Origin of the sequence: Brucella sp. TWI432 (assembly GCF_039674445.1) — a bacterium.
Lineage (GTDB): Bacteria > Pseudomonadota > Alphaproteobacteria > Rhizobiales > Rhizobiaceae > Brucella > Brucella chromiisoli.
In genome coordinates, this window is sequence record NZ_JBDJNL010000001.1 from 13,839 (window position 1) to 37,059 (window position 23,221).

The window sequence follows — 23,221 nt, forward strand, 5'->3', positions numbered from 1 at the left end:
TTGATACGAAATGCGACTCACGCTTCCGTTCTGGAGTCAAGAAGGATAGGCAGATTCCACAGATGTTTCACGTGAAACAATCACATCAACGCAGTCACCCCGCGATGGTGTTTCACGTGAATCACTCATTTTCCGATGCAGAATTGCGAGAAAATCACATCCAATATTTCTTCAACATCAACATCCCCGGTGATGCGTCCGAGATGTTGCGATGCGCGGCGCATATTCTCTGCACGCAATTCCAAAGGAAGGTGATCGCGCTCAATCGCGATGTCTATTTCCGAAATTGTCGATTGCAGCAGATTGATGTGCCGCTGCCGGGTTGGCACGGCATCATTGATCAACCCGATGCGCTTTTCAGCAAAGCCCTGTAAGGCTGCCAGCAAAGCATCAAGCCCCTCAGAGGTCCGCGTGGAAATGCGATAGTCCCAATTGCGCTCGGTCAAACCTTCAAGATCGGTTTTGGTACCAACTGTCCAGATGTCAGCAGCGCCCTCGTCAAGCGTAACGGAAATCGGCTCCTGCATATCTTCCAGCAACAGAACCAGATCCGCCTCAGCCGCACGTTCGCGCGCACGTTCAATCCCGATGCGTTCAACCTGACTTGTCGTCTCCCGCAAGCCAGCCGTGTCGGTCACATAAACCGGTATTCCACCGAGATTGAGTTTAACCTCAAGAAGATCACGTGTCGTACCCGCCTCTTCAGAAATAATCGCGATCTCGCGCCCGGCAAGAAAATTAAGCAGACTGGACTTTCCGGCATTGGGTGCACCCGCGATAACGATGTGCAAACCATCGCGCAGCATCGCGGCCCGTTTGCCGCTCTCTATATGGCGCGCAATTTCACCGCGCAAAGATCTGAGCGCGTCCCAAACCTGTCCGGAAACCGAACCGGGAACATCTCCCTCATCGGCAAAATCCAACTCCGCCTCAATCAATGCCCGTGCGCGGATCAGTCTTTGACGCCATTCTGTATAGAGCTGACGCTGCGCGCCCGATGCGACCTGAAGAGCCAGACGACGCTGGCCTTCAGTTTCAGCAGCAATCAAATCAGCCAGACCTTCTGCAATCGTCAGGTCCATCTTGCCATTGGTGAAAGCGCGTCGCGTAAATTCGCCCGCTTCCGCAATCCGACAATGAGGAAAATGGGCAAATTCTTCCAACAGTTTTTCAACAACAGCAATGCCACCGTGAAGGTGGAACTCCGCGCAATCTTCACCGGTAAAGCTGTTTGGTCCGGCAAAGAACAGCGCCAATCCTCTATCGATCGCTTCACCATTGCGCGTGCGAAAGGTTTTGTAGGCGGCATATCGCGGTTCGATAGTCTGACCCAAAACCGTTTCGATAACGAATCGAACTTGCGGGCCAGATATGCGAACCACTGCCACGCCCGACGGCAGGCGTCCGCTCGACAAGGCAAAAATAGTGTCGTGAAGATGTTGCGGCTCGCTCATTTGATTTCCCGTTCTATATAGATTGTTACGTGATATTCATTCGCGTGAGGAAAGAAAAGGCTTATGACTGATATCAGCAGCAACCGGCTCGGCAAGGAGCCAAGCGCTTATCTTCGTCAGCACGCCGATAATCCGGTGCACTGGCAGCCCTGGAGCAGGCAAGCGCTGGATGCTGCCCGCGCCCTCAACCGCCCTATCCTGCTTTCCATTGGATATGCCGCTTGTCACTGGTGCCATGTGATGGCGCACGAGTCTTTTGAAGACCCGGAAGTGGCAAAAGTCATGAACGCGCTTTTCGTCAATGTGAAGGTCGATCGCGAAGAACGTCCGGATATTGATCAGATTTATATGGCTGCGCTTGGCGCCATGGGCCAACAGGGCGGATGGCCGCTCACAATGTTTCTGCGCCCGGATGGGAAACCGTTCTGGGGTGGCACCTATTTTCCACCAAAAGCAAGGCACAATCTGCCCGGCTTCGTTGATGTCCTCAAAGCAGTTGATAATCTCTGGCGGGAAGATCAAGAAAGAATTAACCATAATGCCGATGCGGTCTTCAGCCATCTCGAAAGCCGCCTTGCCGCGCAAACAGTGGCCAGCGCCAATGAAATTGCGCATTTTGATCGGGTCACTGATCGCATATATGCGATGTTCGATCCCGTTCGCGGCGGCCTTGAGAATGCACCCAAATTCCCCAGCGCACCCTTTATGGATGCTTTGTGGTTGTCCTGGCTCTACAACCGCCAGAACCATCATCGCGATACATTCCTGTTGTCGCTGAAAACAATGCTGCAAGGTGGCATCTATGATCATTTGGGTGGCGGCCTTTGTCGCTACAGCGTCGATGCAAACTGGCTCGTACCGCATTTCGAAAAGATGCTCTATGACAATGCACAACTCATTCGGCATGCAACCTATGGCTATGCTGAAACGCAAAATGATTTGTTCCGTATCCGAATCGAAGAGATCGTTGACTGGCTGATCCGGGAAATGCGGTTGCCAGACGGAAGTTTTGCATCAAGCCTCGATGCCGACAGCGAAGGCGAGGAAGGAAAGTTCTATATTTTTACTGACACTGAGATTGATCATGTTCTCGGAGAACAGGCGTCAGCCTTCAAAGCCTTCTATGGCGTCAAACCGGAAGGCAATTTTGAGGGAAAAAATATTCTCAACCGCCTTCATGCTGTTGATGAAACAGCGGTGCATCCTGCTGATATAGAGGCATCAAGGAAAAAGCTGCTCGATTATCGCTCCAAACGTGTGCGTCCCGGACGTGACGAAAAAGCGCTGACAGACTGGAATGCACTGGCAATTCGCGCGCTGGCAGAAGCAGGACGCTGCTTCCAGAGACAGGACTGGATTGATCATGCGCTGACCGCTTACCGTTCAACAGGGTCATCCTTTCACGATGGCCGCATGGCGCATTGCCGGATGGATGACACGCTGCTCTACCCTGCCCTTGCAACCGATTATGCAGCAATGATCAACGCTGCAATTTCGCTGTTTGAAGCAACATCAGACCCAACATTCATTCAGGACGCGCTGGCGCTCAAAGAGGCGCTTGATAAAAACAATCGCGATGCGTCAGGCAATTACAGGCTCTCCGCAATCAACGCCGAAGATGTCATCCTTCATAGTTATGGCGATTATGACGAGGCAATCCCCAGCGCCACCGGTCAGATTATCGAAGCATGCACCCGCTTGTTTCTCATAACCGGCGATCTGCATCTCTATCATCAGAATGAGCGACTGGTCGAACAGGCCATGGGCCGCGCGCTTGTGCAACAATATGGACAGATCGGCATATTGAATGCGAGCCGATTTGCAGCCGAACCACTATCGCTTGTTATTGCCGATGACAGTGCTGAGGGAGACTTAACCGCAGTGGCTCGGGAAATTCCTGATCCACGGCGTGTCGACAAGATTATCCGTTTTGAAGCGGGTAAAGCTGTCGCGCTTCCAACAGGTGGCGTTGCACAGGCCGATAAACCTTCAGCCTGGCTCTGTAAGGGGCAGGTCTGCCTCGCACCCGTAGAGACAGCGGCAGCGCTTAGAATCCTTCTCAGCGAGCATCCATGACGACTTTTCACAGCCAAACAAAACGCCGCGCTGATTGCTCAACGCGGCGTTTTTCATAACAACGAAGTCGAGAAATTACGTGTTCATCGAATCGAAGAACTCGCTGTTGCTCTTCGTCTGCTTGAGCTTGTCGATAAGGAATTCAATCGCATCGGTCGTTCCCATTGGAGCAAGGATACGACGCAGCACGAAAATCTTCTGAAGATCGGCGCGTGGAACAAGCAGATCTTCCTTACGGGTGCCGGACTTGAGAATGTCCATGGCCGGGAAGATACGCTTGTCGGCAACCTTGCGGTCGAGAACGATTTCAGAGTTGCCCGTGCCCTTAAATTCTTCAAAGATCACTTCGTCCATGCGCGAACCCGTGTCGATCAGCGCCGTTGCAATGATGGTGAGCGAGCCACCTTCTTCAATGTTACGGGCTGCACCAAAGAAGCGCTTTGGACGTTGCAGAGCATTCGCATCCACGCCACCGGTCAGAACCTTGCCCGATGACGGCACAACCGTGTTGTAGGCGCGGCCAAGGCGAGTGATGGAATCAAGAAGGATCACAACATCGCGGCCGTGTTCAACAAGCCGCTTGGCCTTCTCGATGACCATTTCAGCAACCTGCACGTGACGCGTTGCCGGCTCATCGAAGGTCGAAGAAACAACTTCACCCTTCACCGAACGCTGCATGTCCGTCACTTCTTCCGGGCGTTCATCAATCAGAAGCACGATCAGATAGCATTCAGGATGATTTGCGGTGATCGAATGCGCGATATTCTGCAACAGAACCGTTTTACCGGTGCGTGGCGGCGCAACAATCAGACCGCGCTGGCCCTTGCCGAGCGGTGCAACAAGATCAATCACACGCGACGAAAGATCTTTCGATGTTGGAACTTCCAGTTCCATCTTGAAGCGCTCATTTGGATAGAGCGGCGTCAGATTGTCGAAGTGCACCTTATGGCGGATCTTTTCAGGATCTTCAAAATTGATGGTGTTGACCTTGAGAAGCGCAAAATACCGTTCGCCTTCCTTGGGACCGCGGATCGGACCTTCAACCGTATCACCGGTCTTCAACGAGAAGCGGCGAAGCTGGGAAGGCGAAATATAAATATCATCCGGACCCGGCAGATAATTGGCGTCAGCCGAGCGCAGGAAGCCAAATCCGTCCTGCAACACTTCGACCACGCCTTCGCCGATAATTTCGACGTCCTGAGCAGCGAGGCTTTTGAGGATCGCGAACATCAGTTCCTGCTTGCGCATGGCGCTTGCATTTTCGACCTCAAGCGTATCGGCAAATGCCAGCAGCTCAACCGGAGTTTTGTTTTTAAGTTCTTGTAGTTTCATTTCCTGCATGGGTGAGGAACTCTTTTGAAATATAAGGAGAAAAATGCAGTTGTTCGGAAAGGTGGGTCACTTGGAACGCGACCGGCATCGAAGGCCTGCTGTCATGGTGGGAAGAGGACTCACTCATACCGCTTTGCGGCATGAAGAGCAAGTCTCAGTTAAGGACTGCTGGAAATTTGTGCAATAGGAAAAAGGTAGAAGCCCGGAAAAAAATCCGGGCTATCTTGCAAAAATATAAAAATCAGAATGGTTTCACGATCACCAGAATGACGATCAAGATCATCAAAATGGTTGGAACTTCGTTGATGACACGCCAATGTTTTGCAGATTTGGTGTTCTTATCCTGAGCAAAAAGCCGTGTCGCCTTCGACAGATAGCCGTGTACGCCCGACAATAGCACCACGAGAAGAATTTTTGCGTGCAGCCAGCCGCCCTGAAAATCAAATATCTCCCAGGCCATCCACAGACCGGCAATCCACGTTACAATCATAGCGGGATTTATAATAAACCGCAGCAACCTCCGCTCCATAACCTTGAAGGTTTCAGAGGTTTCAGAGCCAGGCGTTGCCGCACAATGATAAACGAAAAGTCGCGGCAGATAGAGCATGCCCGCCATCCAGGCGATCACCGCAATAACGTGGATAGACTTGACCCAAAGATAAGCATCAGCTGGATTCACGTGAAACAATCCCCATAAACCGAGTAGCACAATCACCAAAGCGGCAATGATGCGGATCAGAGCGGCTTTGCCGCTGTTTGTGTTGTCAGAGGCCACAATCAGTACCCTCCACGAACCCGATCAATCATACGCTGAACATTTTCAATCGGTGCCTGTGGCGTAATTCCATGGCCGAGATTGAAAATCAGCGGACCGTTGCCAAGATTTTTGAGGATCGCATCAACGCCTTCATCAAGCGCCGCTCCACCAGCAACAACCCGCAGCGGATCAAGATTACCCTGAATAGCGCCTTCCTTTTGCAATTCCTGCGCAAAAGAAACCGGCACCGACCAGTCAAGCCCCAGTACATCGACACCGGTTTTTTCGCGATAGCCTGCATAAAGCATTCCCGCACCTTTCGGGAAACCGATAATGCGCGCGTCAGGATATACGGCCCTCACCTTTTGCACGATACGCGCAACAGGACGAATGCAGAAACGCTCAAAGCAATCTTCATCCAGAACGCCGGACCAGGAATCAAAAATCTGAACCGCATCCGCGCCGGCATCAAGCTGTTCGATCAGATATTCGGCCGAAACATCCGCCAGATCATTCAAAAGCTTTTCGAAAGCTTCCGGGAAGCGATAGGCAAACAAACGCGCGGGAGCCTGATCCGGGGTACCATGACCGGCGATCATGTAGGTCGCAACGGTCCAGGGAGCGCCACAGAAGCCCAACAGCGTTGTTTCGTCGGGTAACTGCTCGCGAAGCAGCCGAACCGTCTCATAGACCGGCTCCAGGCGTTTTGCGACACCTTCGGTTTCAAGCCAGAAGATTTCATCCGCATCAATCGGTGTCATCAAAGGCCCTCTTCCTTCTTCAAAGCGAAGGTCACGCCCAAGGGCATGAGGGACAACCAGAATATCGGAAAACAGAATGGCTGCATCAAAGCCAAAACGGCGGATAGGCTGAAGTGTAACTTCGACAGCCAGATCGGGCGAATAGCAAAGGTCGAGAAAGCTTCCGGCCTGTTTGCGGACTTCGCGATATTCAGGAAGGTATCGCCCTGCCTGGCGCATCATCCAGATCGGAGGTGGAAAGACTGTCTCACCGTCTATGACTTTCAAGACTTTGCGCTTCATTGCATTCCACCTTGTCTGATTTTCGTTATCTTGTGTGAAAGTTTTCCCGTCCGGCTTTCATAAAGAAAGGATGATTCAGGAATCTTTTGATTCTTAGAGTCTGTTGGAATCGGGGATTAAGCTTTGTCCGCTTTTTCCCCACAGTTCCGCTCTGGCCATCAAAGCCTGTGCGAACATTCACCGATCATTCTGCCAAATGCAATGAAAACTAAATTCTTTCATTGAATATAAGGAGTTACCAATTGCCGCAGTTTTGCACTATTTGTGGACAAGCTGGGTATATCGATGAGTTTTCCAAATGTTACGAGTCTTGTCCACAGTGACTTTCAAAAGCGGCCCACATGTTGGCTGGCTGTGGATGACTTGCCAAGTTTCCCACCGCCTGCCATGGCTTGTGGATGAAACCTGCGTTTTACGCACACTCGTCAACAGGGGCGGGAGAAAACTGTGACCAGACCGCTTTCTTACTTTCATCTTCATCTGATTTCTGATGCGACAGGAGAGACTCTCCTTGCTGCAGGGCGTGCAGCTTCAGCGCAATATGCCAATGCGCGCGCCATTGAGCACATCTATCCGCTTATTCGCACCGAGAAACAGTTGCGCAAAGTTCTGGAAGATATCGATGCTGAGCCGGGCATCGTCCTCTATACAATTGTTGATCAGAAGCTTGCGGCCATGATTGATGAAACCTGTGTGGAAATGGGTGTACCAAGTGTTTCGGTGCTCGAACCCGTGCTCAACACGTTTCAATCTTATCTTGGCGCACCGGCGCATCGCCGAGCCAGCGCGCAACATGTGCTCAATGCCGATTATTTTCGCCGGATCGACGCGCTCAATTTCACCATGGAGCATGATGACGGGCAATTGCCGCTCGATATAGAAGAAGCAGATGTCATTCTGGTGGGGATTTCACGAACCTCGAAAACGCCCACAAGCATCTATCTTGCCAATCGCGGTATCAAGGCAACCAATGTGCCGATTGTGCCGGGCATCCCGCTTCCCGATGTGCTTTTTACTGCAAAACGTCCGCTGATTGTCGGGCTTGTCGCAACGGCGGAACGGATTTCGCAAATCAGGCAGAACCGCCCGCTTGGCAATGCGCCTTCGCTCAATACCGGACTTTATACAGACCGCGTTTCAATTTCCGAAGAACTGGCTTATGCCCGCAATCTCTGCAACCGCAACGGCTGGCCGCTCATTGATGTGTCGCGCCGGTCAATTGAAGAAACAGCCGCAGCGATCCAGTCTTTGCTGCGTGATGGCAAGAAGGAAGATCAGGTATGACCGCAAAACTTATTCTCGCCTCCAAAAGCCCCTTTCGTTCAGCACTTCTGAAAAATGCTGGCATCGAATTTTCAAGCGAAAGCGCTGATATCGACGAGCGCGCCGTTGAAGCGCCGCTTTATAAGACCGGCGCAACACCGGAAGAAGTGGCGCAGGTTCTGGCGGAAGCCAAAGCCTTATCGGTCAGTGAAAACAATCCCGATGCTGTGGTGATTGGCTGTGATCAGACGCTTTCGCTGGAAGATCAGATTTTCCACAAGCCTGTGGATATGGACGCGGCGCGCCGCCAGCTTTTGCAGTTTTCGGGAAAAACCCATCAGTTGAACAGCGGCGTGGTTCTGGTGAAAAACGGCAAGCCCTTCTGGCGGCACGTCTCGGTGGCGCGCATGACCATGCGCGATCTTGATCCCGGGTTTATTGGCCGTTATCTGGGTCGCGTTGGCGATATTGCCCTTTCCAGCGTCGGCGCCTATCAGGTCGAAGGTCCGGGCATTCAGCTTTTTGAAAAAATCGACGGCGATTATTTCACCATTGTCGGATTGCCGCTGCTGCCGCTTCTGGCTGAATTAAGGAAAGAAAATCTGATCGATGGCTAAAAAGGCATTTGTCACCGGATTTCCGATTAAACATTCGCGCTCGCCGCTCATTCATCGCTTCTGGCTCAAAGAGCACGGTCTTGACGGCTCTTATGAAGCCATTGAAGTGGCGCCGGAAAATTTTGCCGAATTTGCTGCTTCATTGGCGCAAAATGGCTATGCCGGTGGAAATGTCACGATTCCGCATAAAGAAGCAGCTTATGAGAGCGTGGAAAGCCATGATGAAGCAGCGCAGGCTATAGGTGCGGTGAACACGCTCTGGTTTGAAAAGGGCAGGCTTTGCGGTGGCAATACCGATGCCTATGGCTTTGCCGCCAATCTTGATGCGCTTGCACCGGGTTGGGACAATGCCGATACGGCTCTGGTTCTGGGTGCAGGTGGTGCGGGTCGCGCGATTGTGCACGCCTTGCAGACACGTGGTTTCTCCCACATTGCCATCGCCAACCGGACCTTAAGCCGCGCGCAGGACCTGGCCAGCCATTTTGGCGATGGGGTTTTTGCCCATGGATGGGATGCCGCGCAGCATTTTGTCAAAGAAGCGGGATTGATCGTCAACACGACCGCGCTCGGCATGAGCGGGCATGGAGAAGAAACACACGTTTTTCCCCTTGATCTGAGCGAAGCGCAAAAATCAGCGGTTGCCACGGATATTGTCTATGTTCCTTTGAAAACGCCCTTTCTGGCAAAGGCTGAAAGCGCGGGGCTCAAAACGGTCGATGGACTTGGCATGTTGCTGCATCAGGCGGTTCCCGGTTTTGAACGCTGGTTTGGCAAAAAACCGCAAGTGACAGATGCGCTGCGCGCGCATATTCTGGATGATATGAAAAAGGCTGGCGCTTTATGATCATCCTCGGACTGACCGGCTCGATCGGCATGGGAAAATCCACCGCCGCAAGCATGTTTGCAGATGCGGGCGTGCCGGTCTATAGCGCCGACGATGCGGTGCATCAGCTTTATGCAGGCCGCGCCGCCCCCCTGATCGAAGCCGCCTTCCCCGGAACAGTTGTCAATGGCACGGTTGACCGGACCAGGCTTTCGAGCGCTGTCCTCGGCAAACCGGAATCACTCAAAAAGCTTGAATCCATCATTCATCCGCTTGTGCATGAAGAGGAAGCCGCCTTTCTTGCGCGCGCGCGTGCGGATGGGGCTGATATTGCATTGCTTGATATTCCGCTGCTGTTTGAAACGGAGGGCCAGAACCGCGTGCACAAGGTGGCGGTTGTCTCAGCCCCTGCCCACATTCAGCGAAAGCGGGTTCTTTCGCGCGAAGGCATGATGGAAGAGAAGCTGGAGGCCATTCTTGCCCGGCAGACACCGGACGCTGAAAAGCGGTCGCGCGCCGATTTCATTCTCGATTCTTCAGGCGGCTTTGAGGACATGAGACAGCAGATTAACGCCATCCTTGCGCAATTGCGGGGAAAGCCGGCACTTTCATCGTGAGCGCAGTTTCGCCTGTGCTATAACGAACAATCATTTAAGAGGTTTTTCAATGCGTGAGATCGTTTTCGATACGGAAACCACTGGCCTTGAACGGCTTGAGGATCGGGTGATCGAAATCGGTGGCGTGGAAATGATCAACCGCTTTCCCACGGGCCGAACCTTTCATAAATTCATCAACCCACAGGGGCGCAAGGTTCATCCGGATGCGCTCGCGGTTCATGGGATCACCGATGAGCAATTGCTCGACAAGCCGACTTTTGCCGATATTCTCCATGAATTCATGGAATTTTTCGATGGCGCAAAGCTTGTCGCGCATAATGCCATGTTCGATCTTGGTTTCATCAATGCCGAATTGAGCCGCCTGGGTAAGCCGGAAATAGACGTTGATCGCATTGTCGATACGCTTGCGCTTGCGCGCCGTCGAAATCCGATGGGGCCAAATTCGCTGGATGCACTTTGCAAGCGTTATGGCATCGACAATTCACACCGCACATTGCACGGCGCATTGCTCGATTCTGAAATTCTGGCTGAAGTTTACATCGAACTGATTGGCGGAAAGCAGACAGCTCTCGGTCTGAGCTCCTCTGACAATTCCGGCAATGATGATCGCGCTGATCATGCCAGCCGAATTGCGCTGCGTCAGCGCCCTGTGCCGCTTGCACCCCGCATCAGTGAAAAAGAGCGTGCCGCGCATGATGCCCTTGTTGCCAAAATGGGTGATAAGGCGATCTGGAAGAAGTATTCTTCATAAAAAAACCCCGCAAAAAGCGGGGTTTTCTTTTGATATCAACGTAAGATCAGCTCTTTACAGCGTTCTTGGCTTCTTCTTCAGCCATACGGCTCTGGAACATCTGTGCAAAATCGATTGGATCGATCATCAGTGGTGGGTAGCCACCATTGCGCGTTGCATCAGCAACGATCTGACGGGCAAATGGGAACAGCAGACGTGGGCATTCGATAAACAGCAGCGGAAGCATATGTTCCTGCGCAATGCCCTGAATGCGGAATACGCCGCCATAAGTCAGCTCGGTGTTGAACAGAACGTCCTTGCCGTCCACAGCCTTGGCTTCGAGTGTCAGAACAACGTCGAAATCCGTTTCGGAAAGCGGGTTGGCGTTTACATTGACATTGATGTTGATCGAAGGCGCTTTGTCGCGTGGGCGCAGCGACAGAGGCGCGCCGGGGCTTTCAAAGGAAAGATCCTTGATATACTGGGCCAGAATGTTGAGGGACGGCTGGGTGGCTGCGCCATTGCCGTTCTTTGCTTCGTCCGCTACGGGCTTATCGCTCGGCGTTTTTGCCATTATCGGAATGCCTTCTTTTATTGTGATTAATCTGATTGCCTGTAAAGCAGCGATGCTTGGCTAGCATGTGTGGGTAGATGAGGCAAGAAACCGTTTTTAGGTTAGTAATTGCGCAATCAACGATCCTTGTGGTCAGGATTCCACGGTGAATTTTCGTCCGGCTTTGCTGTATAATCTTCCGGGTCGAGGTCGATCACGTTATTCTCTTTGCGCTCATAAGGACGATAGGCTTCCGAATAGCGGGTGGACGCTGTGGCAACGACGAGACGATTGCGCACAAATCGGTTCCAGACAAGATCGCGAATGAAGGGCACGAAAAGCAGCAGGCCAATGGCGCTTGTGACAAAGCCGGGCACGATCAGCATGATGGCAGCAACCACGATCATGGCGCCATGCATCATTTCGCGATCCGGCACACGCCCCGCAGCACTTTCCGCGCGGATGCGCTGCAACAGCCCGAAACCCTGCACGCGCAGCAGGAAAAAACCGAGCATCGTGCTTAGAACGACAAGACCCAGCGTTGCCAGAACACCGATTTTACTGCCGACAATCACAAAGCCGGCAATTTCGATGAACGGCATTGCCAGCATGAGCAGAGGGGCAAAGGAAAAGGACACGGCAGTTATGATCCTATGTTTATTGATGTTTTCATCAAAGATCTTCAGTCTATCATGAATTTGCAGATAGAGCGCATTCCGAAAAGTGAAAAGCGGTTTTCGCAATAAGATACGCCTAAAAACAAATAGGTATGCGTGATCGGGATTTGAATGATCAATCAAGGCGATCTATATGTATATTGAAAGAAATTGATGGCGGGAGCGGGATTCGTGATCGTTATCCGTTAAATGGTGGCAGGCGGTATGGAATTTTTTGATTTTGGTACGATATTTTTCTTCATCGCAGCGGTGGTGATATTTCTCCAGCTGCGCAATGTTCTCGGTCGTCGTACTGGAAATGAAAAGCCGCCGGTTGATCCCTATACATCTGCCCGTAATTCCGACACACAGACCAGTGGCGGCGAAACGGATAATGTTGTTTCCCTGCCGCAGCGTTCCGGCGAAAAAGATTATAGCGCAATCGATAAAATTGCGCCGGTCGGCACACCGGTCAATGATGGGCTGCGTTCCATCAAGGCCGCCGATCCATCTTTTGATCCGGTGAGTTTTGTGGATGGCGTGAAGATCGCTTACGAAATGATCGTCATGTCTTTTGCCGATGGCGATCGCAATGTTCTGCAAAATCTTTTGTCCAGGGAAGTCTATGAAGGATTTGTTTCGGCGATTGATGAGCGCGAAGCACGCGGTGAAACCATACGTTCCACCTTTGTTGGCATCGATAAGGCGGAAATCGCCAATGCCGAAATGAAGGGATCGGAGGCGCATGTGACGCTGAACATTGTCAGCCAGATGATTTCGTCCACACTCGACAAGAACGGCAATGTGGTTGAAGGCGATCAGGAAAATGTGGTTGAAATCCGCGATCTGTGGACCTTTGCCCGCGACACCCGTTTGCGCGATCCAAACTGGAAGCTTGTGGCGACCGAAGCAGAAGATTAAGAGAGTGACGACCAAGGGCCGCTAATTGAGTGGCCCTTTTAAATAGCGCGTTTTACGGATCCGGCTGTGAACCAATTGTCGAAACTATTCCACCCGCTGGGCTTTTCCGATTGCCCGGGCTGGGATCAGGACGATCAGGCACACGCCTTTTCGGCCTTTCGCCGTTCGGCCGATTATGCGCAACACAACCGCTATAACAGCGGCAGTCTCGGTATTTCTTTTAAGGCGCTTGAACCGGCTTTTGCTGCTGCACGATTGCTTGATAACCCAAACACAGCGCAGGCGCGTGGTTTTTTCGAAGCGCATTTTGTCCCGTGCCGCATTGATGCCCAAGGCTTTGTCACCGCTTTTTACGAGCCGGAGATCGAAGCATCACGCACACCAGACGCGCATTTTACGGTGCCATTTTTAAAAAAGCCCGATGATCTTGTGAAAGTCACGGACGAAAACCGTCCTTTGGGACTTGATGCCTCATATGCATTTGCGCGCCAAACGCCCGATGGTCTTTTAGAATATGATGACCGCCGCACAATCGAGCAAGGCAGCCTCAGAGGTCGTGGGCTGGAGCTTGCTTATGTTGCCGATCGGGTCGATGCGTTCTTTGCGCATGTTCAGGGTGCGGCACGGCTCAAGCTGACCGATGGCAGTTATATGCGGATTACCTTCGCTGCCAAAACCGGCCATCCATTTACGGGGATCGGGCGTATTCTGGTAGCGGAAGGCGAAATTCCGGCTGATCAGATTTCTATGCAGACAATCCGCCAATGGCTCAAAGATCATCCCGAAAAGGCGGATGACCTCATTTGGCAGAACCGTTCCTATATCTTTTTCCGCGAAGCAGCCGTTGATGATCCGCAGCTTGGGCAGATTGCGGCCGCCAAGGTTCCGTTGACCGCCGGACGCTCCATCGCCGTGGACAGGTTTTTGCATACTTTCGGAACGCCATTTTATGTTGATGCGCCGACTGTGACCAAATTTGACAACGCGCCCTTCTCCCGGCTGATGATTGCGCAGGATACCGGCACGGCAATTGTTGGCCCGGCCCGCGGCGATCTCTTTGCAGGGTCCGGGGATGAAGCCGGTGAAATTGCAGGCGGCATAAAAGACAAAGCTGATTTTTATGCGCTCGTCCCGCGCGCAGTTTGCGGAATTAATCGATGACCTCCAACAACGAAAAACCCGCAAAAGATTATCTCAAGCCCGAGGATCGCATTCTCTGGGAAACGGTTGCAAAGACAGCCAAGCCACTGGCTGGCAAAAAGCTTCAGGCTGAAGAGCTTTCGGTTTTTAGCGAACTGATGGCGCAGGAGGCTGAGAAGAAGCCTGTGAAAAAAGCGCCCTCGCCTGTTGCTGAGACGCAGCCACCAAAAAAGAAGGTCAATTCACTCAAGGAAATGCCGATCCATGCCTTTGATCGGCCCACCCATCGCAAAATTTCCAAAGGGCGTGTGGATATTGAAGCGCGTATCGATCTGCACGGGCTGACACAGAACGATGCTTATGAGCTGCTTTACGGCTTTCTGCTCAGCGCCCACGCGCGTGGGCTCAAGCATGTGATGGTGATTACCGGAAAAGGCCGATCATTTGGCAGCGAGGGCGTGCTCAAACAGGCCGTGCCGCACTGGTTCTCAACGCCCTTGTTCCGGCTTCTGGTCAGCGCCTATGAAGATGCAGCGCATCATCATGGTGGGCATGGTGCGCTTTATGTGCGGCTGCGCAAGCAAACGCAGAATGGGGGGCTGCTGCGATGACGCCGTTCGGCAAGCGATTGCGGGAATTGCGGGAAGAGCGCAATGTTACCCAGAAGGAAATGGCAGCAGCGCTGCGTGTGTCCCCGGCCTATTTGTCAGCATTGGAACATGGGCGGCGTGGCCAGCCAACCTGGGATATGCTGCAACGCATCATCACCTATTTCAATATTATCTGGGATGAAGCGGAAGAGCTTCAGGATCTTGCAACGATTTCGCATCCGCGGGTGGTGATTGACACATCCGGCCTGTCGCCACAGGCAACCGAGCTTGCCAATCTTCTGGCGCGCAATATCCGTGTCATTGATCGGGAAACGATCAAACATCTTAGCGAAGAAATTGAGGCGGCGCGTAAGCGCCGCCGTGGCTTAAAATAGCGCTTTCAGCTCATCCTGCTTGGTATTGACCAGCCAGCCATAATAATTTTCCTGCGGCATCAGGGGCGGCTGACCCGAGGCCTTGCGCTTTGCATTTTCATTGGCGAGCGCGCGGGCGCGCGCATCGGCCCCACCCGTATTGTAAAGCGTGGCGGTAATGCCGGGGTTTTTTGAAATGTCGAAATCGGCAATCTGACGATAGGCGGTGATCGACTGTTTGAGCGTCGCTGCGATATAGGGCAGCGTCAGATCCGGGTCCATGATGGTTTTATAGACCGCGTTGCCATTATCGGCATCAAGCTTTGGCAGGCCGGAAACGCGGTTCACCATGTCCGACATCTGCAAGGCCGTCAGCGGGTTCATCTGGCCTAAGCCGAAAGTCTGGCCAGCATAGAAGGGCTGAAAGAACACGGCACTGAAGCGGTTGTTCGGATAGCTTTTGCCGCCCACGGATTTGCCGCGGAACTGCTTGTTCCAGACTGTTTCGCGGCAGCCCCACAGCGAATAGCTGTCCTTGAATCTGAGGCACTCGGAAAATTCCGGGCGCTTGACGAACTGGCCGATGTTTTCGCCATTATAGCCAAAGCTCACGCCCTGGTTCACATAGGACATCGCCTTGACGTAATAGGTCTGCAAGCGGTCATAGACATCGACATTATAGGTGTGTTCGCCAACAATCGCGCCGACAATATGGATCGGATCAATGCCGTAAGCCGAAGCCGTCGACTTGATCTTTGAGCGCAGCGAAGCATCCTTTTTCAGAAGATTATAAATCTTGCGATATTTGGCTTCATAGGTGGTGCTTAATTCCTTGGTGCGCTTGGCGGAAGCGCCGGGAATGGGCGGCTGTTCGGCGTTGCGGTTGCCGGGTGGCACGCTTACGGCTGCAAGGGCGCTCTGGCAGGAGAAAGCGATGGCGAGGCAGATGCCTGCAATACGGTTCAGTCGACGGGTCATTGCGGGAAAACGGCCTCAACAGGGTAAATGATATGTAAATTTGGCGGCAAATTAAAAAAACCCCTCGATGAAGTCGAGGGGTTTCTTGTCTTTGAGGCGAAAGCCACCGCAGCGTGGCTTTCCGGTCACTTTTTAGTTTTACAGAATGAAGCGCGAAAGATCGGTATTCTTGGCAAGATCGCCAACGGTTTCGCGGACATAATCCCCATCCACCTTGAATTCCGAACCGGCCTTGTCGGGGGCGTTATAGGAAATATCGTCCAGAACGCGTTCCATCACCGTCTGCAAGCGGCGCGCACCGATATTTTCGACCGTTGAGTTGAGATCAACCGCAATATCGGCCAGAGCATCAATCGCATCGTCGGTAATATCGAGCTTCACTTCTTCCGTTGCCATCAGCGCAATATATTGCTTGATCAGGCTGACTTCGGTTTCCGTCAGAATCCGGCGGAAATCTTCGCGCGTCAGTGCACTCAGTTCCACGCGGATCGGCAGACGTCCCTGCAATTCCGGCAAAAGGTCAGACGGTTTTGAGACATGGAACGCGCCCGATGCGATGAACAGGATATGGTCGGTTTTCACCGGACCATATTTTGTTGCAACAGTGGTGCCTTCAACAAGCGGCAGCAGATCGCGCTGCACGCCTTCGCGTGACACACCCGCTCCCATGCCGCCTTCGCGCGCTGCGATTTTATCGATTTCGTCCAGGAAAACGATACCGTCATTTTCGGTTGAACGCAGGGCTTCCTGAATAAGCTGATCCTGATCAAGCAGCTTGTCGGACTCGTCATTGATCAGGATGGCATAGGAATCCTTGACTGTGGTCTTGCGCGTCTTGGTGCGCCCACCCATCGCCTTGCCGAAAATATCGCCAATATTGATCATGCCGATATTGGCACCGGGCATACCCGGAATTTCGAAATTCTGGCCTGACCCCGTATCGGCCACTTCGATTTCGATTTCCTTGTCGTCCAGCTCGCCATCACGCAGCTTCTTGCGGAAGCTTTCGCGGGTGGCGGGGCTTGCCGTTTTGCCGACAAGACCGTCAAGCACGCGCTCTTCAGCATTGATATGGGCCTTGGCCTTCACATCTTCGCGTTTCTTTTCACGCACGAGACCAATCGCTGCTTCAACCAGATCACGGATGATCTGTTCGACATCGCGGCCCACATAGCCGACTTCGGTAAATTTGGTGGCCTCGACCTTGATGAAAGGCGCACCGGCAAGCTTGGCGAGACGACGCGAAATTTCCGTCTTGCCAACACCGGTCGGTCCAATCATCAGAATGTTTTTTGGCATGACCTCTTCGCGCATCTGGCCTTCCAGCTGCTGCCGGCGCCAGCGATTGCGCAAAGCAATGGCCACGGCGCGCTTGGCATCGTTCTGGCCGATGATGAAGCGGTCAAGCTCGGAGACGATCTCGCGGGGGGAGAAATTGGTCATGATTAAATTCCACTTTGCCACTGCTTAATGAACTCGAACGGATGCAGCGGCATGATCACGTTGAGCGGAAGGTTGCAGCCGATGACGATCAAAGCACCCAAGCCCAACGCTGTTTGTCAGAGGTTGAGGCTTGCACGGGTGCGGTCATTCGGCGTCGAGGCTTTCAACCAGAATGCTGTGATTGGTGTAGATGCAGATATCGGCGGCAATTTCCATTGCCTTACGGGCGATTTCTTCGGCATTCCTGTCGGTGTCGATCAGCGCGCGCGCTGCCGCCAGCGCATAATTGCCGCCCGATCCAATGGCCATGACGCCATGTTCGGGTTCAAGCACATCGCCGGTCCCGGTCAATGCCAGCGTCACCTTGCTGTCGGCAACCAGCATCATGGCTTCGAGCTTGCGCAGATAGCGGTCGGTACGCCAGTCTTTGGCAAGCTCGACAGAAGCGCGCATCAGCTGGTCAGGATATTGTTCGAGCTTGGCTTCAAGGCGCTCAAGCAGTGTGAAGGCATCTGCGGTTGCGCCTGCAAAACCGGCAATGACATTGCCTTTACCGATGCGGCGCACTTTGCGCGCATTGCCCTTCATCACGGTGTTGCCGAGCGAGACCTGCCCGTCACCGGCGATGACCACCTTGTTACCCTTGCGAACGGTAACAATGGTCGTGCCGTAAATTGTCGTAGGATTGTGTTCGATCATGGATCACTCCTTTGGCGGCTTACAGGTTTCCATCTGGCAAACGCATAAGCCCCTGATATGGGGAAGCCTCTTTCCTTTGGCTCAAGCGCGAACGGAATCGGGTTTCGTTGTGAATATTTAAGAACCATCTGGCAAAATGCAAATGGCTAACAGCGCATTCCAAAAAGTGGGAACCGGTTTTTGGGTAAAATGCGCTGCTGGGGGAAACCGCATTCCAAAAAGTGGGAACCGGTTTTTGGGTAAAATGCGCTGCTGGGAAAACCGCATTCCAAAAAGTGGGAACCGGTTTTTGGATAAAATGCGCTGCTGGGAAAACCGCATTCCAAAAAGCGGGAGCCGGTTTTTGGATAAAATGTGCGTGAATAAAATTCAGAATGTTGCGAGCAGTTCTAAAAGCATTGGCAAAAGCGGCCAGCTGTTCTAGAACGCCAAAAGATTTCAACAGAGGAAATGCTATGACGGCTGAAAGCGCCCGCAAAGCAAGTATCGAACGTTCAACAAAAGAAACGAGCATTGCCGTTTCTGTCGATCTGGACGGCAACGGCAAGTTCGACATTACAACCGGTGTCGGCTTCTTCGATCATATGCTGGAGCAGCTTTCGCGACATTCGCTCATCGACATGCGCGTCATGGCCAAAGGCGATCTGCATATCGATGATCACCACACGGTGGAAGATACGGGCATTGCGCTTGGTCAGGCTGTGGCAAAGGCGCTGGGTGAGCGTCGCGGCATTGTGCGTTATGCATCGATGGATCTTGCTATGGACGATACGTTGACGGGTGCTGCGGTCGATGTTTCGGGCCGTGCCTTTCTGGTCTGGAACGTGACTTTCACAACAGCCAAGATCGGCACTTTCGACACCGAGCTGGTGCGCGAGTTCTTTCAGGCTTTTGCGATGAATGCAGGCATTACGCTGCATATCAACAATCACTATGGTGCCAACAATCACCATATTGCAGAATCGATCTTCAAGGCTGTGGCAAGGGTTCTGCGCACGGCACTGGAAACCGATCCGCGTCAGAAGGATGCAATTCCTTCGACCAAGGGGTCGCTGAAGGGATAAGCCAATGGCGCAATTCGTCGTTCTGGAGAAAGAAGGCGCTGACGGCGCTGAAAACTCTGTCTTTGTGCGCGACGGATTCTATACTTTGGCGCTGATCCTGCCTGTTGTCTGGCTGTTGTTGCAGCGACTGTGGTTTGAGGCTTTTGCGGTTTTGGGTCTAACGATCCTGCTTGGATTTGCCGGTGCCATGCTTGGCATCTCCAATGCGGTTCCCCTGATCACCTTGGTGTTTTCGCTCTTTGTGGCGCTGGAAGGCGCCACCTGGAAGATTGCAAAACTCAAGCGGCAGGGGTTTGGCGAGAAAGCAGTCATCGATGCGGCTGATCTGGAAGAAGCGGAAATGCGCTATTTCTACGGTCTCGAAGATGCGGCGCAGCCAACCACGGCTCTCAACGAAACGCCCCAACCTAAATGGGCGCAAGAGGCCCCTCGACCCACCTATTCCTCATTTGGCTCGACGATCGGATTTGTCGGTCATCGCGGAGAAAACTGAAAATGCGTGTTGCAATTATCGATTATGGTTCCGGCAATCTTCGCTCGGCCACCAAGGCCTTTGAGCGTGCTGCCCATGAAAGCGGTGTGAAAGCGGACATCGAACTCACAGCGGATGCGGATCGTGTGGCGAGTGCCGATCGCATCGTGCTGCCGGGTGTCGGTGCCTATGCCGACTGCCGCCGTGGCCTTCATGCGGTTCCTGGCATGGTGGAAGCACTGGACGATGTGGTTCTGAAAAAGGCGCATCCGTTTCTTGGCATCTGTGTGGGCATGCAATTGATGTCCGACCGCGGCCTTGAAAAGGAAGTGAGCGAAGGTCTCGGCTGGATTGCCGGCGATGTGCGTGAAATGACGCCATCCGACCCAACGCTCAAAATTCCGCAGATCGGCTGGAACAGGATTCACGTGAAACATTCGCACCCGGTCTTTGATGGTATCCACACCGGCGAAGACGGTTTGCATGCCTATTTCGTGCATTCCTATATGTTCGACGCGAAGAACAAAGCCGACGTGCTGGCCGTCACCGATTACGGTGGTGATGTGACCGCAACGGTGGGCCGCGACAACATGATCGGCACGCAGTTCCATCCTGAGAAGAGCCAGTTGCTCGGTCTCTCGCTCATTGCCAATTTCCTGAAATGGAAGCCTTGAAGATATGATCCTTTTCCCCGCTATCGATTTGAAAGACGGTCAATGCGTGCGCCTCAAGCTTGGCGACATGGATCAGGCGACCGTTTACAATGAAGACCCTGGCGCACAGGCCAAAGCTTTTGAGGATCAGGGCTTTGAATGGCTGCATGTGGTCGATCTCAACGGTGCCTTTGCTGGCGAAAGCGTCAACGGCAAGGCTGTTGAAGCCATTCTCAAAGCCACCAAAAATCCGGTTCAGCTTGGTGGCGGCATCCGCACACTCAAGCATATCGAAAGCTGGCTTTCCAAGGGGCTGCGCCGCGTCATTCTCGGCACAGTCGCCGTGCGCGATCCGGCGCTGGTGATCGAAGCCTGCAAGGAATTTCCGGGTCAGGTTGCCGTCGGCATTGACGCCAAGGGCGGCTATGTCGCGGTTGAAGGCTGGGCGGAAGCCTCTGAGCTTGGGGTGGTGGAACTGGCGAAAAAATTTGAAGGTGCAGGTGTTGCAGCCATCATCTATACCGACATCGACCGTGACGGCGTTCTGGCTGGCATCAACTGGGATTCAACGCTTGGTCTTGCAGACAGCGTTTCCATTCCGGTGATTGCTTCGGGCGGTCTTGCCTCCATGGAGGACATCAAACGCCTCGCCGCACCCGATGCCCGTAAGCTTGAAGGCGCAATTTCTGGTCGCGCGCTTTATGATGGCCGTATCAATCCGGCAGAAGCACTATCCCTGTTGAGGGCCGCAGCATGACACTCAAAGCACGCGTGATACCCTGCCTCGATGTAAAAGACGGCCGTGTCGTTAAGGGCGTAAACTTTGTCGATCTGATTGATGCCGGTGATCCGGTGGAAGCAGCGCGCGCCTATGATGCGGCGGGCGCGGACGAATTGTGCTTCCTCGACATCACGGCGTCTTCGGACAATCGCGAGACAATTTTCGATGTCATCGCCCGTACAGCCGAACAGTGCTTTATGCCGCTCACCGTTGGCGGCGGCGTGCGTCAGGTGGCTGATATTCGCAAGCTGCTGCTTGCCGGAGCCGACAAGGTTTCGATCAACACGGCTGCGGTCAAGAACCCGGAATTTGTTGCGGAAGCCGCTGATAAGTTTGGCAATCAATGCATCGTTGTGGCCATTGATGCCAAAAAGGTTTCGGGTGAAGGCGAGAGCGACCGCTGGGAAATCTTTACCCATGGCGGCCGCCAGACGACCGGCATTGATGCGGTGGAATTTGCGCAGAAGGTGGTGAGCCTGGGTGCCGGTGAAATCCTGCTGACTTCGATGGACCGTGATGGCACCAAGGCCGGCTATGACGTGGCACTGACGCGGGCTGTTGCAGACAGCGTGCGCGTTCCGGTGATCGCTTCGGGCGGCGTTGGCAATCTGGATCACTTGGTGGCAGGCATCCGTGATGGTCATGCAACCGCGGTTCTTGCAGCATCCATCTTCCATTTCGGCACCTATACGATTGGCGAAGCCAAGCGCTATATGGCCGAGGCTGGCATTCCGATGCGGCTCGATCCGGTCCGTTGATTATACAGCATGTCGCGGAAACGTGGGAACCGGTTTTCCGATAACGCCATGCGCAAAAGCCTAAAGGAAATCCGATGAGCGAGTTCACCCTTTCCGACCTTGAACGCATCGTCGCAGAGCGTGCAAATTCAACGGATGGATCATCCTATACGGCAAGCCTTGTGGCCAAGGGCCAGACGCGCGCTGCCAAAAAGCTTGGCGAAGAGGCCGTTGAAACGGTGATTGCAGCCGTTGAGGGAAACCGCGCGGAAGTGGTCACGGAAAGCGCCGACCTGCTTTATCATCTGCTGGTGGTTCTGAAGATTGCAGACGTCCCGCTCAATGAGGTTCTTGCAGAGTTGCAGCGCCGCACGGCACAGACGGGCCTTGAGGAAAAGGCCGGTCGTTCGAAGGCGTAAATGCAGATCAAACACGAAGTGCTTGAATTGGCGTTGAGGGAGAGCAGCGACAATATGTGGGAAAAAATAGACCAGCTAACGCCGTCGCGTTACTCGCCTTACCGTTTTTTTTCGGCGCAAGAGTGGGCAGGCTTTCGCGCTGATACCCCCCTCACCCTTACCTATGAAGAAGTCAAACGGCTGCGCTCGCTGGGCGATCCGATTGATCTGGATGAAGTGCGGCGCATTTATCTGTCGCTGTCGCGCCTGCTCTATGCGCATGTGGAAGCAAGCCAGCTTCTGTTCCGCCAGCGCCAGCAGTTTCTCAATATGGAGGACAGTTTCAAGACGCCCTTCATCATTGGCATTGCAGGCTCTGTGGCTGTGGGGAAATCCACGACTGCGCGTATTCTCAAAGAACTGCTTGCGCGCTGGCCTTCAAGCCCGAAGGTCGATCTGGTGACGACGGATGGCTTCCTCTATCCCAACGCGATTCTGCGCGATCAGAACATGATGGAGCGCAAGGGTTTTCCCGAAAGCTATGATGTGGGTGCGCTTTTGCGTTTCCTGTCGGCGATCAAGGCAGGCATGAGCCGTGTGCGTGCACCGCTTTATTCGCATTTAAGTTATGACGTGCTGCCGGGCGAATATCAGATTGTCGACAAGCCCGACATTCTGATCTTTGAAGGCATCAATGTTTTGCAGGTCCGCGATCTGCCGGAAGACGGCAAAATGGTGCCCTTTGTCTCCGATTTTTTCGATTTCTCGATTTATATCGATGCGGAGTCGGAGCTGATCCACAAATGGTATATCGACCGTTTCATGCGTCTGCGTGAGACGGCTTTCGTCAATCCGCAGTCGTTCTTCCATCGCTATTCGCAGCTTTCCCAAGATGCGGCCCGTTCTATCGGCGAAGGCCTCTGGAACAATATCAACATGAAGAACCTGCGCGAAAACATTCTTCCCACCCGCCCTCGCGCCGATCTTATCCTGCGCAAAGGCAGCGATCATCTGATCGAAGAAGTGGCGCTTCGAAAGATTTAAATCTCA

Annotated in this window: 27 protein-coding genes and 1 pseudogene; 17 read left to right on the forward strand and 11 right to left on the reverse strand. The window is 53.2% G+C overall.

What is annotated here, in order from left to right:
* Window positions 1-125: 125 nt before the first annotated feature.
* Window positions 126-1,454 carry a tRNA uridine-5-carboxymethylaminomethyl(34) synthesis GTPase MnmE gene (gene mnmE / locus ABE527_RS00050; RefSeq protein ID WP_499695755.1) on the reverse strand — a complete coding sequence of 443 codons (1,329 nt, stop codon included), beginning with the start codon at window positions 1,452-1,454 and terminating at the stop codon, window positions 126-128.
* 63 nt (window positions 1,455-1,517) lie between these two features.
* Here mnmE and ABE527_RS00055 point away from each other — a divergent pair, with 63 nt between their 5' ends.
* Window positions 1,518-3,530: a thioredoxin domain-containing protein gene (locus ABE527_RS00055; RefSeq protein WP_499695756.1), complete on the forward strand. Its 2,013-nt coding sequence runs from the start codon at window positions 1,518-1,520 to the stop codon at window positions 3,528-3,530.
* Window positions 3,531-3,605: 75 nt separating this feature from the next.
* On the opposite strand, the gene rho is transcribed toward ABE527_RS00055, so the two are convergent.
* From rho to hemE, 3 genes are all read right to left on the reverse strand, one after another.
* Entirely contained in the window at window positions 3,606-4,871 is a 1,266-nt protein-coding gene (rho, locus tag ABE527_RS00060; RefSeq protein ID WP_265982434.1) for a transcription termination factor Rho, read from the reverse strand.
* 232 nt (window positions 4,872-5,103) lie between these two features.
* On the reverse strand, window positions 5,104-5,640 hold the full coding sequence (gene hemJ / locus ABE527_RS00065) for a protoporphyrinogen oxidase HemJ (protein ID WP_265983804.1): 537 nt from the start codon (window positions 5,638-5,640) through the stop codon (window positions 5,104-5,106).
* A complete protein-coding gene (gene hemE / locus ABE527_RS00070) occupies window positions 5,640-6,662 on the reverse strand; it encodes a uroporphyrinogen decarboxylase (protein ID WP_265982435.1) in 1,023 nt (340 codons plus the stop codon). The genes hemJ and hemE overlap by 1 nt, the downstream gene beginning before the upstream one ends.
* A 447-nt stretch (window positions 6,663-7,109) precedes the next feature.
* On the opposite strand from hemE, the gene ABE527_RS00075 reads away from it, so the two are divergent.
* The 5 genes from ABE527_RS00075 to dnaQ are packed head-to-tail and all read left to right on the forward strand — an operon-like array spanning window position 7,110 to window position 10,733.
* The gene (locus ABE527_RS00075) at window positions 7,110-7,946 is read left to right on the forward strand and encodes a pyruvate, water dikinase regulatory protein (RefSeq protein WP_499695757.1); all 837 of its coding nucleotides are present in this window, start codon (window positions 7,110-7,112) and stop codon (window positions 7,944-7,946) included.
* Entirely contained in the window at window positions 7,943-8,542 is a 600-nt protein-coding gene (locus ABE527_RS00080; protein WP_265982437.1) for a Maf-like protein, read from the forward strand. The genes ABE527_RS00075 and ABE527_RS00080 overlap by 4 nt, the downstream gene beginning before the upstream one ends.
* Window positions 8,535-9,386: a shikimate dehydrogenase gene (locus tag ABE527_RS00085; RefSeq protein WP_499695758.1), complete on the forward strand. Its 852-nt coding sequence runs from the start codon at window positions 8,535-8,537 to the stop codon at window positions 9,384-9,386. Before ABE527_RS00080 ends, ABE527_RS00085 begins: the two co-directional genes overlap by 8 nt.
* Window positions 9,383-9,982, forward strand: a complete 600-nt coding sequence (gene coaE, locus ABE527_RS00090) for a dephospho-CoA kinase (protein WP_499695759.1) — start codon at window positions 9,383-9,385, stop codon at window positions 9,980-9,982. Before ABE527_RS00085 ends, coaE begins: the two co-directional genes overlap by 4 nt.
* 49 nt (window positions 9,983-10,031) lie before the next feature.
* Window positions 10,032-10,733 (forward strand): DNA polymerase III subunit epsilon, encoded by a 702-nt coding sequence (gene dnaQ / locus ABE527_RS00095; protein ID WP_499695760.1) that lies wholly within the window; start codon window positions 10,032-10,034, stop codon window positions 10,731-10,733.
* A 46-nt stretch (window positions 10,734-10,779) separates the two neighbouring features.
* On the opposite strand, the gene secB is transcribed toward dnaQ, so the two are convergent.
* Together secB and ABE527_RS00105 are read right to left on the reverse strand one after the other, a co-directional pair.
* A complete protein-coding gene (secB, locus tag ABE527_RS00100) occupies window positions 10,780-11,286 on the reverse strand; it encodes a protein-export chaperone SecB (protein ID WP_265982441.1) in 507 nt (168 codons plus the stop codon).
* A gap of 116 nt (window positions 11,287-11,402) precedes the next feature.
* Window positions 11,403-11,903 carry an FxsA family protein gene (locus ABE527_RS00105; protein WP_265982442.1) on the reverse strand — a complete coding sequence of 167 codons (501 nt, stop codon included), beginning with the start codon at window positions 11,901-11,903 and terminating at the stop codon, window positions 11,403-11,405.
* A 243-nt stretch (window positions 11,904-12,146) separates the two neighbouring features.
* On the opposite strand from ABE527_RS00105, the gene ABE527_RS00110 reads away from it, so the two are divergent.
* The 4 genes from ABE527_RS00110 to ABE527_RS00125 are packed head-to-tail and all read left to right on the forward strand — an operon-like array spanning window position 12,147 to window position 14,967.
* Window positions 12,147-12,842, forward strand: a complete 696-nt coding sequence (locus ABE527_RS00110; protein WP_265982443.1) for a Tim44/TimA family putative adaptor protein — start codon at window positions 12,147-12,149, stop codon at window positions 12,840-12,842.
* 42 nt (window positions 12,843-12,884) lie between these two features.
* Window positions 12,885-14,003, forward strand: a complete 1,119-nt coding sequence (mltA, locus tag ABE527_RS00115) for a murein transglycosylase A (RefSeq protein ID WP_499696305.1) — start codon at window positions 12,885-12,887, stop codon at window positions 14,001-14,003.
* Window positions 14,000-14,593, forward strand: coding sequence for a Smr/MutS family protein (locus tag ABE527_RS00120; protein WP_499695761.1), 594 nt, complete (start codon window positions 14,000-14,002; stop codon window positions 14,591-14,593). The genes mltA and ABE527_RS00120 overlap by 4 nt, the downstream gene beginning before the upstream one ends.
* Window positions 14,590-14,967, forward strand: coding sequence for a helix-turn-helix domain-containing protein (locus ABE527_RS00125; RefSeq protein WP_499695093.1), 378 nt, complete (start codon window positions 14,590-14,592; stop codon window positions 14,965-14,967). Before ABE527_RS00120 ends, ABE527_RS00125 begins: the two co-directional genes overlap by 4 nt.
* Here ABE527_RS00125 and ABE527_RS00130 read toward each other — a convergent pair.
* The 5 genes and pseudogenes from ABE527_RS00130 to ABE527_RS00150 form a co-directional block, all read right to left on the reverse strand.
* Window positions 14,959-15,924, reverse strand: a complete 966-nt coding sequence (locus tag ABE527_RS00130) for a DUF1402 family protein (RefSeq protein WP_499695762.1) — start codon at window positions 15,922-15,924, stop codon at window positions 14,959-14,961. The two genes, ABE527_RS00125 and ABE527_RS00130, sit on opposite strands and share 9 nt — an antisense overlap.
* 138 nt (window positions 15,925-16,062) lie before the next feature.
* Complete coding sequence (gene hslU, locus ABE527_RS00135; RefSeq protein ID WP_265982449.1) at window positions 16,063-17,367, reverse strand: ATP-dependent protease ATPase subunit HslU; 1,305 nt, start codon at window positions 17,365-17,367, stop codon at window positions 16,063-16,065.
* Between the two features lie 2 nt (window positions 17,368-17,369).
* Window positions 17,370-17,450: pseudogene (locus tag ABE527_RS00140) on the reverse strand (DUF2585 family protein); the annotation flags it as partial.
* Window positions 17,451-17,511: 61 nt separating this feature from the next.
* Window positions 17,512-18,066: an ATP-dependent protease subunit HslV gene (gene hslV / locus ABE527_RS00145; protein WP_265982450.1), complete on the reverse strand. Its 555-nt coding sequence runs from the start codon at window positions 18,064-18,066 to the stop codon at window positions 17,512-17,514.
* A gap of 19 nt (window positions 18,067-18,085) precedes the next feature.
* Window positions 18,086-18,508, reverse strand: a complete 423-nt coding sequence (locus ABE527_RS00150) for a hypothetical protein (protein WP_499695763.1) — start codon at window positions 18,506-18,508, stop codon at window positions 18,086-18,088.
* Between the two features lie 13 nt (window positions 18,509-18,521).
* On the opposite strand from ABE527_RS00150, the gene hisB reads away from it, so the two are divergent.
* The 7 genes from hisB (at window position 18,522) to coaA (ending at window position 23,215) form a co-directional block, all read left to right on the forward strand.
* Entirely contained in the window at window positions 18,522-19,130 is a 609-nt protein-coding gene (gene hisB / locus ABE527_RS00155; RefSeq protein WP_265982452.1) for an imidazoleglycerol-phosphate dehydratase HisB, read from the forward strand.
* A 4-nt stretch (window positions 19,131-19,134) separates the two neighbouring features.
* A complete protein-coding gene (locus ABE527_RS00160; protein WP_499695764.1) occupies window positions 19,135-19,623 on the forward strand; it encodes a DUF2628 domain-containing protein in 489 nt (162 codons plus the stop codon).
* Between the two features lie 2 nt (window positions 19,624-19,625).
* Entirely contained in the window at window positions 19,626-20,276 is a 651-nt protein-coding gene (hisH, locus tag ABE527_RS00165) for an imidazole glycerol phosphate synthase subunit HisH (protein WP_499695765.1), read from the forward strand.
* 4 nt (window positions 20,277-20,280) lie between these two features.
* On the forward strand, window positions 20,281-21,012 hold the full coding sequence (gene hisA, locus ABE527_RS00170) for a 1-(5-phosphoribosyl)-5-[(5-phosphoribosylamino)methylideneamino]imidazole-4-carboxamide isomerase (RefSeq protein WP_265982455.1): 732 nt from the start codon (window positions 20,281-20,283) through the stop codon (window positions 21,010-21,012).
* On the forward strand, window positions 21,009-21,794 hold the full coding sequence (gene hisF, locus ABE527_RS00175) for an imidazole glycerol phosphate synthase subunit HisF (RefSeq protein ID WP_499695766.1): 786 nt from the start codon (window positions 21,009-21,011) through the stop codon (window positions 21,792-21,794). The genes hisA and hisF overlap by 4 nt, the downstream gene beginning before the upstream one ends.
* Before the next feature lie 74 nt (window positions 21,795-21,868).
* Window positions 21,869-22,192, forward strand: coding sequence for a phosphoribosyl-ATP diphosphatase (locus ABE527_RS00180; RefSeq protein WP_265982457.1), 324 nt, complete (start codon window positions 21,869-21,871; stop codon window positions 22,190-22,192).
* A 54-nt stretch (window positions 22,193-22,246) separates the two neighbouring features.
* A complete protein-coding gene (gene coaA, locus ABE527_RS00185) occupies window positions 22,247-23,215 on the forward strand; it encodes a type I pantothenate kinase (RefSeq protein ID WP_265983805.1) in 969 nt (322 codons plus the stop codon).
* The last annotated feature ends 6 nt before the right edge of the window (window positions 23,216-23,221 follow it).